Origin of the sequence: Arsenicicoccus cauae (genome assembly GCF_043162025.1) — a bacterium.
Lineage (GTDB): Bacteria > Actinomycetota > Actinomycetes > Actinomycetales > Dermatophilaceae > Arsenicicoccus > Arsenicicoccus cauae.
Map to the genome: position 1 here is coordinate 2,192,395 of NZ_CP171001.1, position 13,331 is coordinate 2,205,725.

General features: G+C 72.9%; 12 protein-coding genes. 6 read left to right on the forward strand and 6 right to left on the reverse strand.

Features of this window, described 5'->3' with window-relative positions:
• Nucleotides 1-173: 173 nt before the first annotated feature.
• The gene (locus ACF3NS_RS10245) at nucleotides 174-2,363 is read left to right on the forward strand and encodes an ATP-dependent DNA helicase (protein ID WP_392469116.1); all 2,190 of its coding nucleotides are present in this window, start codon (nucleotides 174-176) and stop codon (nucleotides 2,361-2,363) included.
• An 85-nt stretch (nucleotides 2,364-2,448) separates the two neighbouring features.
• Here ACF3NS_RS10245 and ACF3NS_RS10250 read toward each other — a convergent pair whose 3' ends face one another.
• On the reverse strand, nucleotides 2,449-3,216 hold the full coding sequence (locus ACF3NS_RS10250) for a phosphatidylinositol-specific phospholipase C/glycerophosphodiester phosphodiesterase family protein (RefSeq protein ID WP_392465891.1): 768 nt from the start codon (nucleotides 3,214-3,216) through the stop codon (nucleotides 2,449-2,451).
• 333 nt (nucleotides 3,217-3,549) lie between these two features.
• Here ACF3NS_RS10250 and holA point away from each other — a divergent pair, with 333 nt between their 5' ends.
• On the forward strand, nucleotides 3,550-4,530 hold the full coding sequence (gene holA / locus ACF3NS_RS10255; protein WP_311966647.1) for a DNA polymerase III subunit delta: 981 nt from the start codon (nucleotides 3,550-3,552) through the stop codon (nucleotides 4,528-4,530).
• A gap of 27 nt (nucleotides 4,531-4,557) precedes the next feature.
• On the opposite strand, the gene ACF3NS_RS10260 is transcribed toward holA, so the two are convergent.
• Nucleotides 4,558-5,142, reverse strand: a complete 585-nt coding sequence (locus ACF3NS_RS10260) for a dienelactone hydrolase family protein (RefSeq protein ID WP_392465893.1) — start codon at nucleotides 5,140-5,142, stop codon at nucleotides 4,558-4,560.
• Between the two features lie 204 nt (nucleotides 5,143-5,346).
• Here ACF3NS_RS10260 and rpsT point away from each other — a divergent pair, with 204 nt between their 5' ends.
• A complete protein-coding gene (gene rpsT, locus ACF3NS_RS10265; RefSeq protein WP_288798994.1) occupies nucleotides 5,347-5,610 on the forward strand; it encodes a 30S ribosomal protein S20 in 264 nt (87 codons plus the stop codon).
• Nucleotides 5,611-5,696: 86 nt separating this feature from the next.
• On the opposite strand, the gene ACF3NS_RS10270 is transcribed toward rpsT, so the two are convergent.
• Entirely contained in the window at nucleotides 5,697-6,266 is a 570-nt protein-coding gene (locus ACF3NS_RS10270) for a type II toxin-antitoxin system PemK/MazF family toxin (protein WP_392465896.1), read from the reverse strand.
• 72 nt (nucleotides 6,267-6,338) lie between these two features.
• Here ACF3NS_RS10270 and ACF3NS_RS10275 point away from each other — a divergent pair, with 72 nt between their 5' ends.
• From ACF3NS_RS10275 to trmB, 3 genes are all read left to right on the forward strand, one after another.
• Nucleotides 6,339-7,541, forward strand: a complete 1,203-nt coding sequence (locus ACF3NS_RS10275; protein WP_392465898.1) for an MFS transporter — start codon at nucleotides 6,339-6,341, stop codon at nucleotides 7,539-7,541.
• 391 nt (nucleotides 7,542-7,932) lie between these two features.
• The gene (gene lepA, locus ACF3NS_RS10280; protein WP_392465899.1) at nucleotides 7,933-9,801 is read left to right on the forward strand and encodes a translation elongation factor 4; all 1,869 of its coding nucleotides are present in this window, start codon (nucleotides 7,933-7,935) and stop codon (nucleotides 9,799-9,801) included.
• Entirely contained in the window at nucleotides 9,798-10,565 is a 768-nt protein-coding gene (gene trmB, locus ACF3NS_RS10285; RefSeq protein ID WP_392465900.1) for a tRNA (guanosine(46)-N7)-methyltransferase TrmB, read from the forward strand. The genes lepA and trmB overlap by 4 nt, the downstream gene beginning before the upstream one ends.
• A gap of 51 nt (nucleotides 10,566-10,616) precedes the next feature.
• Here trmB and ACF3NS_RS10290 read toward each other — a convergent pair whose 3' ends face one another.
• Genes ACF3NS_RS10290 through ACF3NS_RS10300 form a run of 3 tightly spaced genes read right to left on the reverse strand, consistent with a single transcriptional unit; the run spans nucleotide 10,617 to nucleotide 13,296 of the window.
• Nucleotides 10,617-11,477 (reverse strand): GNAT family N-acetyltransferase, encoded by an 861-nt coding sequence (locus ACF3NS_RS10290; RefSeq protein ID WP_392465901.1) that lies wholly within the window; start codon nucleotides 11,475-11,477, stop codon nucleotides 10,617-10,619.
• A 40-nt stretch (nucleotides 11,478-11,517) separates the two neighbouring features.
• Entirely contained in the window at nucleotides 11,518-12,381 is an 864-nt protein-coding gene (locus ACF3NS_RS10295; protein ID WP_288799328.1) for a GNAT family N-acetyltransferase, read from the reverse strand.
• A gap of 18 nt (nucleotides 12,382-12,399) precedes the next feature.
• On the reverse strand, nucleotides 12,400-13,296 hold the full coding sequence (locus tag ACF3NS_RS10300; RefSeq protein WP_392465903.1) for a LysR family transcriptional regulator: 897 nt from the start codon (nucleotides 13,294-13,296) through the stop codon (nucleotides 12,400-12,402).
• Nucleotides 13,297-13,331 lie beyond the last annotated feature (35 nt).

Genomic DNA, 13,331 nt, shown 5'->3' on the forward strand with positions numbered 1-13,331 from the left:
GGAGCGGGTTGCGGCCAGCATATCGACGCCGCGCACCCCGCTGCGTGATCGCGTGGCGGGGGTCTGTCACGCCCGTGCCATAGGGTTGCGGCGTGCCGCACCCAGACCTGGATCGCTACCTCGACGCTGCCGTCGCAGGGGTGGGCGGCAGCACCCGCCCCGGCCAGGTCCAGATGGCCCACGCCGTCTCCGACGCGATCGACCGGGACGAGCACCTGCTGGTCCAGGCGGGCACCGGCACCGGCAAGTCGCTGGCCTACCTCGTGCCGAGCCTGCTGCACGCCCTCGGCAGCGACAAGCCGGTCGTGGTCGCCACGGCGACGCTCGCCCTGCAGGCCCAGATCGTCGACCGAGACCTGCCGCGCCTCGCCGAGGCGGTCACCCCGCTGGCGGGCAGGCGGCCGTCATACGCGCTGGTCAAGGGCCGTCGCAACTATGTCTGCCGGCACAAGCTCGACGGCGGTATGCCGGACGACGACGCCGACTCCCTGCTCGGGGTGGCCGCTGTGGACGCGGGCGTCGGACGCCTCGGCCAGGAGGTGCTGCGGCTGCGCAGCTGGGCCGAGCACACCGTCTCCGGCGACCGCGACGAGCTGGTCCCCGGCGTCAGCGAGCGGGCGTGGCGCCAGGTGAGCGTCAGCGCGCAGGAGTGCCTCGGCACGAAGTGCCCGCAGCGTGCGGAGTGCTTCGTCGAGCGCGCGCGGGAGGCGGCCAAGGACGTCGACGTCGTCGTGACCAACCACTCGTTCATGGCGATCGACGCCTTCGAGGGGCGGATGATGCTGCCCGAGCACGACGTGCTGGTGGTCGACGAGGCGCACGAGCTGGTCGACCGCGTGACGGCGACGGTCACCGACGAGCTGAGCGCCGGCATGGTCGCGACGGCCTCGAGACGCTGTGGCCGGCTCGCCGACGCCTCGGCGCTCGCGGAGGCCGGCGACATCCTCGGCGAGGTGGTCGAGTCGCTCGAGGAGGGACGCCTGACCGACCCGCCGCAGTCGTTGATCCAGGCGCTGTCCCGGGTGCGGGACACCGCGCGATCCGTCCTCACCGAGCTCAAGCCCGACAAGGGGCAGGAGGACGGCCCCGACGCGGGCGCCCGCAAGGTGGCGCAGGCGGCGGTGGACGAGACCTTCGACACCGCCGAGCGGATCCTCGAGGGCCGCGAGCTCGACGTCGTGTGGCTGTCCAAGGACCCGCGGCGCGGGGGAGTGCTGCGCGTCGCGCCCATGAGCGTGGCGATGCTGCTGCGGGACAAGCTGTTCGGCGAGCGCACGGTCGTGATGACCTCCGCCACGCTGGAGCTCGGCGGGACCTTCGACGCGGTCGCGGGGACGCTGGGTCTGCGCGGCGACGGCGCGCCCGGCTACACCGGGCTCGACGTCGGCTCACCCTTCGACTACCCCAGGCAGGCGATCGCGTATGTCGCCAAGCACCTGCCCCCACCCGGGCGCGACGGCACGGCCGAGCAGACCCTCGACGAGATCGAGGCGCTCGTGCGCGCGTCGGGCGGACGGGCGCTCGGGCTGTTCTCGTCCATGCGGGCGGCGCAGGCGGCGACCGAGGCGCTGCGCGAGCGGTTCGCGGCGGACGGCACCGACATCGAGGTGCTGTGCCAGGGCGAGGACCAGACCACCACTCTCGTGCGGCAGTTCGCGCGCGAGCCGCGGGTGGCGCTGTTCGGCACGATGACGTTGTGGCAGGGCGTCGACGTGCCCGGCACGTCCTGCCAGGTCGTGATCATCGACCGCATCCCGTTCCCTCGCCCCGACGACCCCCTGGCCTCCGCGCGCACCCAGGCGATCGGCCGGATGGGCGGCAACGGCTTCATGGCCGTGTCGGCGACCCACGCCGCGCTGCGCCTGGCCCAGGGCGCCGGCCGGCTGATCCGGCGCGGCGACGACCGCGGCGTCGTGGCCTTCCTCGACCCGCGGATGATGACCGCCCGCTACGCCGGGTTCCTGCAGCGCTCGCTGCCGCCCTTCTGGCCCACCACCGACCGCGAGCTCGTGCTGGGCGCCCTGCGGCGTCTCGACGAGACCGCCGCGCCCGTCACCCCGGTCCACGAGCCGGCGCTGCGCTCCCTGACGGGCGAGGTCACCGAGGACGTCGTCTCGGCCACGCCGCGGCCGTCTGCGACCGAGCCGCACCCGGCCCCGCCCTCCACCCGCACCGCCGTCACGAGCGGCCACCCGTGGACCGACGCCGAGGACACCGAGCTGCGCGAGGGCGTCGACGCCGGCCTGTCGCTCGACGAGCTCGCCGACCACTTCGAGATCGAGCCGGAGGTGGTCGAGGCCCGTCTCGCTGCGCTCGGGCTGTCGCTGCAGCCGCAGAGCGGCTTCACCTTCGACCAGGACTGAGCGGGGCTGGGCCCCGGAGCGCCGGGGGCGCCGGTGGCGAGGGCGTCTCGTGCTGCAGGGTGAGACGGGTGAGGCGCGGCGCGGGTCAGCGGGCGCGGTGCGTCTGCGTCTCCGTCGGGTCGTTGGCCAGCAGGAAGGCCTGCAGACCCGCCAGGTCGTCGGTGTTGATCTGGTCGACACCAGCCGCGACCAGCTCGCGCCACACGGCGTGGCGTGCGGGGCCGGGCAGGTCCGGGGTCGCCCAGAAGCGCACCTCGTAGCCCGCGCGGTGCGCCGTGGCGACGATGTCCTGCAGCTTCGCGCGCTCGGCCTCGGGCATCGGGCCCACGCCCTGCCACGTGAAGGTCTTGGTCCAGTTGTCGCTCACGACCGGCATCAGCTCCGCCGAACGCCCCGAGCGCAGGTCGGTCAGGCGGCCGTCATACGCCGAACGTCGCACGCGAGCGCTCTGCATCGCGGCCAGGTCCCGGTCGCCGGAGACGACGACCTCGACGGGACGTGCGGTGCGGCGGCCGTCGCGCCAGGTCGTGACGAGCTGGGGGTAGCGCGCGAGGATGCGCTCGAGGGTGGCCCAGGTCTGCGGGCCGGACTTCACGTCGACGTAGAGCCGGAACCGGCCGTCGTCGCCGCGGTAGACCGAGTGGGCGTTGTGCTGGACGCGGCGCAGGAGGGGACGGAGGTACTCGTCCTCGAAGCGGCGCGACAGGTCCGGGGCGTCGTGCCCGAGGTAGAGGTCGCCGTCCACCAGCCACACGTCGGCCTCGACGCTGGTGAAGCCGTGGTCGAGGGCGTCGAGCAGGGGGCGGTCGTGCTCGTAGTCGTTGTGCGCGTGCGCGCGCTCGAGGGGCTGCACGTCGCCGGGGCGGGCTTCGGCGCGGCCTGGGCGCAGACGGAGGGGGTGATCGTGGTGGCGGTGAGAGCCAGCAGCGCCGCGACGAGGGCGACGAGCATGGCGCGCAGGGGGATTCGCATGCGCCAAGGGTTCCGCCGCCCGGGCAACAGGGGGCAAACATCGCCCCAACGCCAGGGCACGAGTCGCCGACGGGTGGGCCGCCAGGCCTGGCGGTGAGGGCGTCTCGTGCTGCAGGGTGAGACAGGTGCGGTGCGGTGAGGCGTGGCGCGCGGGCTGCGTCGACGGCGACCTGAGCCCGCGGGGTTGTCGGTGGGTTCTGGCAGGCTGTATGCCGTGACCGCCGCCCCCACCTCGCGCATCCCGCCGCTCGTCCTCGTCGCCGGGCCCGAGGGGGTGCTCGCCGATCGGGCGCTGCGCTCGACCATCGCCGAGATCAAGGGGCTGCACCCCGACCTCGAGACCGTCCCGCTCCAGGGGGCGGCCTACGAGGGCGGCGAGCTGCCGATGCACGCGAGCCCGTCGCTGTTCGGCAACGCCAAGGCCATCGTCGTGCGCGACCTCGACGAGGCGACCGACGCGCTGCAGACCGACCTGCTCACCCACCTCGGCACGACCCCGCCCGACGACGTGTGGCTGATCGTCACGCACAAGTCCGGCAACCGCGGCAAGAAGGTTCTGGACACCCTCAAGAAGTCCGGCGCCCGGGTGATCGACTGCCCGGCCATCAAGAGCGACGCCGACAAGGCGAGCTTCGTCACCAACGAGTTCCGCACCGCCCGGCGCAAGGCCACCCCCGACGCGGTGCGGGCCCTCGTCGAGGCGGTGGGCAAGGACGTCCGCGAGCTCGAGGCGGCCTGCTCACAGCTGGTCCAGGACACCACGGGGACGATCGACGAGGGTGTCGTCTCGACCTACTACGCGGGGCGCGTGGAGGCGACCGGTTTCCGGGTCGCCGACGCTGCGATCGCCGGCAACGCCGCCGAGTCCCTACGCCTGCTGCGGCACGCCATCGCCGGGGGGGACAACCCGGTGCCCATCGTCGCCGTCCTCGCCATGAAGCTGCGCCAGCTCGTCAAGGTCGGCTCGGCGGGTCGCGGCCCCTCGGGCCAGCTCGCCGGCTCGCTCGGCATGGCACCGTGGCAGGTCGACAAGGCGCGCCGTGAGCTGTCCGGCTGGGACGGTGAAGCGCTCGGGCGGTGCATCCAGGCGGTGGCCCAGGCGGACTACGACGTCAAGGGCGGCGGACGCGACCCGGTGTATGCCGTGGAGCGGGCGATCCTCACCATCGCCAGGGAGCGTCACGGCGGCCGTTGAGGCGGGCCTGCCGGCATACGGAGGGGGTCAGTCGACCTCCTCCAGGAAGTCGATGACGCGCTGCATCATGAGCTCGGTTGCGGCGGCGTCGTACTCCTGCGTCAGGCCCTGGTCGTTGAACAGGTGCCCGGCCCCGTCGTAGGTGAAGTCCTCGACCTCGGCCCCGCCCGCCCGCAACGACGCCAGGGCCTCCTGCGCCTCGTCCGGCTCGAAGAAGGGGTCCTCGGCCTTGTGGTGCACCTGCACGGGGCAGTCCGCGGGCCAGGTCCTGTCGCCGAACCACCGCGTGGGCGCCGCGCCGCCGACCAGGATCGCGCCGCGGGCCTGCATCTGCAGGGCGACGTGCTCCGCCATCGCCGCGCCCATCGAGAAGCCCGCCACCACCATCCCTGGCGGCACGCCGTCCTTGGCGAGCTTGAGCGCGTGACCCAGCACGACCTTGTCGTCGTGCTCCTTCGCGGCCTCCATGCCCTCGTCGTAGGTCTCGAAGGTGCGGCCGTCGAGGTAGTCGAGGATGCGCACGTCGTGCCCGACGGCGCGCAGCCGGTCCGCGAAGTCGTAGATGCCGGCGCGGACGCCGAGGACGCTGGGGAACAGGGCTACGGTGGCCATGCTCCGACCGTAGTCGGCCCGCCGCCGACCGGCCAGGAGGTGGCCCGAACTCTGGTAACGTTGGCCCTTGCGTGCGCGCCTAGGTCGTGCGCGCAACGCAGCACCACCCAGCCGCCCCTCATCCCACGGGTGCCCCACGCCCGGTCCCGAGGACGGCTGCCGCCCTCAACGGCAATGATCGACCTGACACACAGAAGGATTCTCGTGGCAAACATCAAGTCCCAGATCAAGCGGATCAAGACCAACAACGCCCGGACCGAGCGCAACAAGGCGTACAAGTCCGAGCTGCGCACCTTCATCCGCAAGTTCCGCGCCGCGGTCGAGACCGGCAACGTCGAGGAGAGCACCGTCGCCCTGCGCGACGCCTCCCGCAAGCTGGACAAGGCCGTGAGCAAGGGCGTGATCCACAAGAACCAGGCCGCCAACAAGAAGTCGGCCATGGCCAAGGCCATCGGCAAGCTCGGCTGAGCCTGCGACACCCAGCCTGCGCAAGGGCCGTCACCCTCGGGTGGCGGCCCTTCGGCATGCCTGCGGGGGTGTGACGCAGCGCGGCGTCAGGCGCGCAGAGCGCGTACGGCTGCAGCCACCTCGTCGAACCTCTCGCGTGACAGCGTCGCCCCGATCCGGCGCACCGTGGCCGGGTCGAGCTGCAGCACCCGGTCGACGCGCACCTCGCTCGGTCGCCCGCGCGAGTCCCAGGCCCCCGAGCCGATGTCGCACCAGTAGCGACCCTGCGAGGCCTCCTGCGCCGCGTCGCGATCGTGGTCCTTGCTCGTGAGGGGGAGCGCCAGCAGCAGCGCACCGCGTCGGCCCACCACCAGCACCGGACGGTCCTTGCCCCTCGCGTGGTCCTCCTCGTAGGGCACCCACGCCCACACCACCTCGCCCGGGTCCGGGAGGTCATCGGCCACGGGGGCGTAGGTCATCTCCGGCACCCCGTCGAAGTCCCCGGCATACGGCCTGGTCTGCGGCTCAGGGGAGGGGGAGGGGGAACGGGAGGGGGAGGGGGAGGGAGAGCGCCGTCGGCTGCCCGTCCGCCCGCGCTGCTCGTCCCCGGCACGGCGGGCCGCATCGACGACGGCACCCGCGAGCGCACGGACGAGCCTCCTGCCGAGTGGTGCCATAGTGGGACGGTAGCGCTTGCCGAGGTCGTCGAGCCGCATCTCCCACCCTCGCCGACGTCCAGGAGCTCCGGTATGCCGCCCGCCAGCCCCCTCGCCGCGCCCCCGCACCAGGCTTCCCGCCGTCACGCGGGGCTGGCGATCCTGGCCCTCGCCGTCGGCGGATTCGCCATCGGCACCACGGAGTTCGCGTCGATGGGGATGTTGCCGGAGATCGCCCGGGGCGTCGGCATCGACATCCCCACCGCGGGACACCTCATCTCGGCCTATGCGCTGGGCGTCGTCGTGGGCGCGCCGACGCTGGCGGTCCTCGGATCGCGTCTGCCGCGACGCCGGGTGCTGGTGGCGCTGATGGCGCTGTTCGCCGTCGCGCACCTGGCGAGCCTGCTCGTCACGAGCTACTGGCCGCTGATGCTGGTGCGCTTCCTGGCGGGGCTGCCGCACGGCGCCTACTTCGGGATCGCCTCGCTGGTCGCCGCGTCGCTCGTGGACGACCGGCGCCGCACCCAGGCGGTCTCCAACGTCCTCATGGGGCTGACCGTCGCCAACATCGTCGGCGTCCCCGCCGCGACCTGGCTCGGGCAGGTGCTCGGCTGGCAGCAGTCCTATGCCGTGGTGGGGGTCCTCGGGCTCGTGACGATGGCCGCCGTCTCGACGCTCGTGCCGCACCAGCCCGGCAACCCCGGGGCCTCGGTCCGCACCGAGCTCACGGTGCTGCGTCGCCCGCAGGTGTGGCTGGCGCTGGCGATCGGGACGGTCGGGTTCGGGGGGATGTTCTCGACGTACGCCTACATCTCGCCCACGTTGCAGCAGCTCGGTGGCTGGTCGGCGAGCGCGGTCCCGTGGATCCTGTCGCTCTACGGCATCGGGTCCACGACGGGCGCGGCGGTGGCGGGGCGGGTCGCGCGGCACGGCATCCTCCGCGGCATCGCCGTGCTCCTGGTGCTGATCGCGATCCTGCTCGCCGTCTACGCCCTGCTCCTGCCGTACGCCGTGGTCGGGCTCGCCGCCATGTTCGTCCTCGGGATGCTGCCGAGCATGCTCGTCCCGATGCTGCAGACCCGACTGATGGACGTGGCCCACGAAGGGCAGTCCCTGGCGGCCGCGCTCAACCACTCGACGCTCAACGTCGCCAACGCCCTCGGCGCCTGGCTCGGGTCGCTGGTCCTGGCGGCCGGCTGGGGGTATGCGTGGCCGAGCCGCGTCGGGGTGGTGCTCGCCGTCCTGGGCCTCGCCGTCACCGCCTGGAGCGCCGTGCTCCAACGCCGTTCGGCCTGATCAGAGGGTTTGTCAGGGGGCGCCGCCGCCCCGTCCTGCGCCACGAGTGCGCGCGGTCGAAGGAGTCGCGCGTCCATCTGCGGCGCTGGGCTGCTCGGTCGCCACCGCTACGTCGTGTCGTTCGACACGGGGGTGCCGGTCAACCTCCGTGTCGCCGTCGTCGGGGCGGTGGTGGCGCTGGACCTGATCCGCGCCAAGGAGGAGAGCTCCTCCAACGGCTGACGGGCCCGCGGTGACGGTCGTGCACGGGCGGGAGCCGCGGCGGCAGGGGGTGGCCCGCGACGGCGTCGGCCGCCCGGCATACGGGCCGGTCGACCTGTGGGAGACTGGGTCGCTGACCGTGCCCTGTGCTCCCCGGACCCCAAGTTGAGGTAGTCGCCCCGTGTCTCCCATGGCCACCACCGCGTTGAAGCCCCACGCGACGCCACCGGAGCTGATCCGCAACTTCTGCATCATCGCCCACATCGACCACGGCAAGTCCACGCTGGCCGACCGCATGCTGCAAAAGACGGGCGTGGTCGAGGAGCGAGCCATGCGCGCGCAGTACCTCGACCGGATGGACATCGAGCGCGAGCGCGGCATCACCATCAAGTCGCAGGCCGTGCGCATGCCCTGGGCCCTCGAGGGCGCCGACGGTGGCCTGGAGACCTACTGCCTCAACATGATCGACACACCGGGGCACGTCGACTTCACCTACGAGGTGAGCCGCTCCCTGGCGGCCTGCGAGGGCGCGGTGCTGCTCGTCGACGCGGCCCAGGGGATCGAGGCCCAGACCCTCGCCAACCTCTACCTCGCGATGGAGAACGACCTCACCATCATCCCGGTGCTCAACAAGATCGACCTGCCGGCGGCGCAGCCGGACAAGTATGCCGCCGAGCTCGCCGGGCTCATCGGGTGCGACGAGTCCGACGTGCTCAAGGTGTCCGGCAAGACCGGCGTCGGCGTCGAGGCGCTGCTCGACGAGATCGTCCGGCAGCTGCCGGCGCCCACCGGTGAGGCGGACAACCCCGCTCGCGCGATGATCTTCGACTCCGTGTACGACACCTACCGCGGCGTGGTGACCTACGTCCGCGTCATCGACGGCAACCTCAACCCGCGCGAGCGCATCCAGATGATGTCGACGCGCGCCACCCACGAGCTGCTCGAGATCGGCGTCATCTCGCCCGAGCCCATGCCCTCGCAGGGTCTTGGCGTCGGCGAGGTCGGCTACCTCATCACGGGGGTCAAGGACGTGCGCCAGTCCCGCGTCGGCGACACGATCACCAACCAGGCCAAGCCCGCGGCCGAGGCGCTCGGCGGCTACCGCGACCCGCGGCCGATGGTCTTCTCCGGGCTCTACCCGATCGACGGCACCGACTACCCGCTGCTGCGCGACGCCCTGGACAAGCTCAAGCTCAACGACGCCGCGCTGGTCTACGAGCCCGAGACGTCGGCGGCGCTGGGCTTCGGCTTCCGCGTCGGCTTCCTCGGGATGCTGCACCTGGAGATCGTGCGCGAGCGGCTCGAGCGGGAGTTCGGGCTCGACCTCATCTCGACGCTGCCCAACGTGGAGTACGAGGTCACCATGGACGACGGCCGGCTCGTCGAGGTCACCAACCCCAGCGAGTTCCCCGACGGCAAGATCGCCGACGTGCGCGAGCCCGTCGTGCGCGCCACGATCCTCGCGCCCAGCGACTTCATCGGCGCGATCATGGAGCTGTGCCAGTCCAAGCGCGGCACCCTGCGCGGCATGGACTACCTGTCCGAGGAGCGCGTCGAGATGCGCTACACGCTGCCGCTCGCCGAGATCGTCTTCGACTTCTTCGACCAGCTGAAGTCCAAGACCCGCGGCTACGCCTCGCTCGACTACGAGCCCGACGGCGACCAGCTCGCCGATCTCGTCAAGGTCGACATCCTCCTGCAGGGCGAGCAGGTCGATGCCTTCAGCTCGATCGTCCACAAGGACGCCGCCTACTCCTACGGCGTGATGATGGCCGGCAAGCTGCGCGAGCTCATCCCGCGGCAGCAGTTCGAGGTGCCGATCCAGGCCGCGATCGGCTCGCGCGTCATCGCCCGCGAGACCATCCGCGCCATCCGCAAGGACGTGCTCGCCAAGTGCTACGGCGGCGACATCAGCCGCAAGCGCAAGCTGCTCGAGAAGCAGAAGGAGGGCAAGAAGCGCATGAAGATGGTCGGCCGCGTCGAGGTGCCGCAGGAGGCCTTCATCGCCGCGCTGTCCAGCGACGGCGGCGGGGACGGCAAGGCCAAGGGCAAGAAGTGACCGAGCCGCTCCCGCAGGAGGGCGACCCCGCGGAGCGTGCCTACACCGTCGGGCTGGGCGAGCCCTTGCCCCACAAGGGCGCTCGCCGGATCGTGAGCTTCGCGCGGACCGATCCCCGGCTGCAGGACAAGGACGCCCGGGCCCTGCAGCGGTATGGCGCCGCCTACCTGCTCGAGGTCCCCCGCGACGCGGCGCGCACCGACGTGGACCCGGCCGCCCGCCTGGACCCCGCCGCCGTCTGGGGCCGGGTCGCCCCGCTGATCGTGGAGGTCGGCGCAGGATCCGGCGACGCCACCGTGGCCGGCGCGGCGACCTACCCCGACCACGACCTGCTGTCCCTGGAGGTCTACCGACCGGGGTTGTACGACATGCTCCGCAAGGTGGGGTCTCGCGGCCTCACCAACGTCCGCCTCCTGGAGGCGGACGCGGTGCCGGCCTTCGAGACGCTGCTGCCGGCCGGGTCGGTGCGCGAGGTGTGGACCTTCTTTCCCGACCCCTGGCCCAAGACCAAGCACCACAAGCGGCGGATCGTGCAACCGGCCTTCGCCTCGCTCGTGGCGCGCGTGCTGGAGCCGGGCGGGCTGTGGCGGCTGGCGACGGACTGGTCCGACTACGCGGAGTCGATGCGGGAGGTGCTGGACGCGCACCCGGACCTTGAGGGTGGGGAGGCCGAGCGGTTCGACGTGCGGCCGATGACCCGCTTCGAGCGGCGGGGGATCGCGGCGGGACGCTTGATCCACGACCTCACCTATCGTCGCCGCTGACCCTCGCCGACTGGTCACTTCCGGGTGACCAGTCGGGGGGTGGGGGGCGGGTCAGCGGACGCGGGTGAGCGACAGGACGCACGAGTCGCCGACGCGGCGATAGCCGACGCGCTGGTAGAGCCGGTTGGACGCGGGCGAGTCCAGGTCGGTGTAGAGCAGGCACCGGTGGCCGGCGCGCCGCTGGCGGGCGCTGACCGCGGCGACGGTGGCGGCGGCATACCCCTGCCCGCGCTCCTCGGGCGGGGTGTAGACCCACGAGATCCGGGACACCCCGCCGTGAGGACGCGACGCGTGGGCCATCGAGACGGCCCCGCCGGCGACGTCCCAGACCTGCATGTCGCCCCGAGCCACCCACTGCTGCAAGGGAAACCGCGGCGGCGCGTCGGTGCCGGTCTCGTCGAGGTAGGCCCGGGCCCAGGCGTCGAGCAGGGGGATGTCGGACTCGCGCGCCGGTCGCAGCTCGCCGGGGACGCCCTCGGGGTGGCGTGGTGGGCGCGGGAGGTCGTGCATGCCCTCGCGGCGCACCACGCGGATGTGCCCGCCGGTCTCGAAGGCGAGGGTCTCGGCGAACGCGAGTGCCCCGGTCACCAGCCCGCCGATCCGCTCGACCTGCAACCCGTCGGTCAGCACCCGGCGGGCGAACGCGCGCGCGACGTGGGTGTCGACCGTCGCCACGTGGAAGGGCCGCGGGGGTGTGTGCATCGCGAGGGCGGTGACCCGGCCGTCGCGCTTGGCCCAGTACCACCGCGCGTCGGGGTAGTCCGCGGGGGACTCCAGCGCGTGGGCGAGCGTGGTCGCCACGACCGAGTGGATCACCGGGGCGGCCGCGACGCGGGGCGCCGACACCTGCTGGAAGTCACGACCAGCGGTGGTGCGCGCCACCGTGATGCCCTTCGTCGTGCCCCGCTGCATGAGGGCCACTGTGTCACGTGACCGCGGCGGCCGCCCACCCTCAGCCGGAGCGCTCGCTCGTGAAGGCGAGGGTCACGCTGTCCCCGATCCGGCGGTAGCCGAGCGCCTGGTAGATGCCGTTGCTCGTGGGGTTGGCGAGGTCGGTGAGGAGCATGCACCGCAGGCCGAGCTCCTGCTGGTGCCGTGACCACGTGGCGACCACGGCGCTGGCGTAGCCCCGTCCTCGTTCGCCCGGGGGCGTCCACACCCCGCTGATCCGGGTGACCCCGCCGGACGGCGCCGTGGCGTAGCACATCGACACCGGTCGGCCGTCCACCTCCCACACCGCGGTGCGGCCCTCGAGGACGTGCGGCGAGGGGTCCGGGGCCGGCGGGGCGCTCGGCCCGTGCGCCTCGTGGTGGAAGTCCTGCAGCCAGCCGCGGACCAGGTCCAGGTCTGCCGGTATGGCGGGCCGCAGCCCTCCCGCGACGGCGAAGGGCAGGCGCGCCGGTCGGGGCAGGTCGTACATCCCGAGGTCCATCACGACGTCGGCGTCGAGGTCCTTCTCGGCGCACCACCAGTCGCTGAACGCGACCGCCCCGTCGCGCAGCCCGCCGACGCCGTCCACGGGACGCCCCCGGTCCGCGAGCTCGCGGGCGACCGCGACGGCCAGTACCGGCGAGGAGAGCGGCAGGTGCGGGGGATACGGGGGCGTGTGCATGGCCACCCCGACGACCCGGGCGCCTCGTCGTAGCTCGATCCACCACGGGTCGGGGATCCGCCCCGGGTGGCGCCGGGCCAGCAGCACGTTGCTGGCGAGGATCGAGTGCACGACGGGCTCGGACTCCAGGAGGTCCCCCGCGTCGCGGAGGAACTCGTCGGGGTCGCCGGTGACGTGGACGGTGATGGGGCCGGGGTGCGCCATGGGACCCACCCTCTCAGGTCAGGGGAGAGGTGCGCGCCCGGTCCGCGCGGCGATCGACACGAGGTCGGCGGCGGCACCTCGCAGCGGGTCGCGGCGCCATACGGCCCGGAGCTGTCTCTCGAGGGTGAAGCCCTCGGTCGGCACGACGGCCAGGTGGCCGTCGTGCACGGCGTCGGCGACGGCCAGCAGGCTGAGGACGGCGGGGGCGGTCCCGGTGACGGCGCTCGCCCGCACGGCCGCGTTGCTCGACAGCTCCAGCGCCGGGCGGCACGGCTCGAGCGGGGCGAGAGCCGCGTCGAGGGCCTCGCGGGTCCCCGAGCCGCGCTCGCGGGTGACGAGCGGGGTGCCGGCCAGCTCGGCGGCGCCGACGGGAGAGGTGCGGTCCATCCACGGGTGGTCCACCCCGATGACGAGGGCGAGCTCGTCTCGCGCGACCACCGTGCTGGGTAGGTCTGCGGCGGGTTCGGGCCCCTCGACGAAGCCCAGCTCCACCACCCCGCGGCGGACCTGGTCGACGACCACGGTGGAGTTGGCGACGGTCATGCTGGCGAGCAGCCGGGGGTGGCGGCGGCGCAGCTCGGTCAACCAGGTGGGGGCGAGGTGCTCGGCGACGGTCAGGGACGCGGCGAGCCGCAGCTCGGGGATGGTCTGTCCCTGGAGCGCGTCGATGGCCCGCTCGAGGCGGCGGGTGGCGGCCAGGATCTCGCGGGCATGCTCCACGAGCATGACCCCGACCGGCGTGAGCTGCGCGCCCTGCGGGCGGCGGACGACGACGCGCTGCTGCAGGTCCCGCTCGAGCCTCGCGACCAGGCGCGAGGCGTTGGGCTGGGCCATGCCTACGGCGCGGGCAGCGGCACCGAGGCTGCCCTCGTCGTGCACGGCGACGAGCAGCTCGAGGGCCTTGAGGTCGGGCATCACCCCCACGTCATATCACGCTGATATGACGGGGT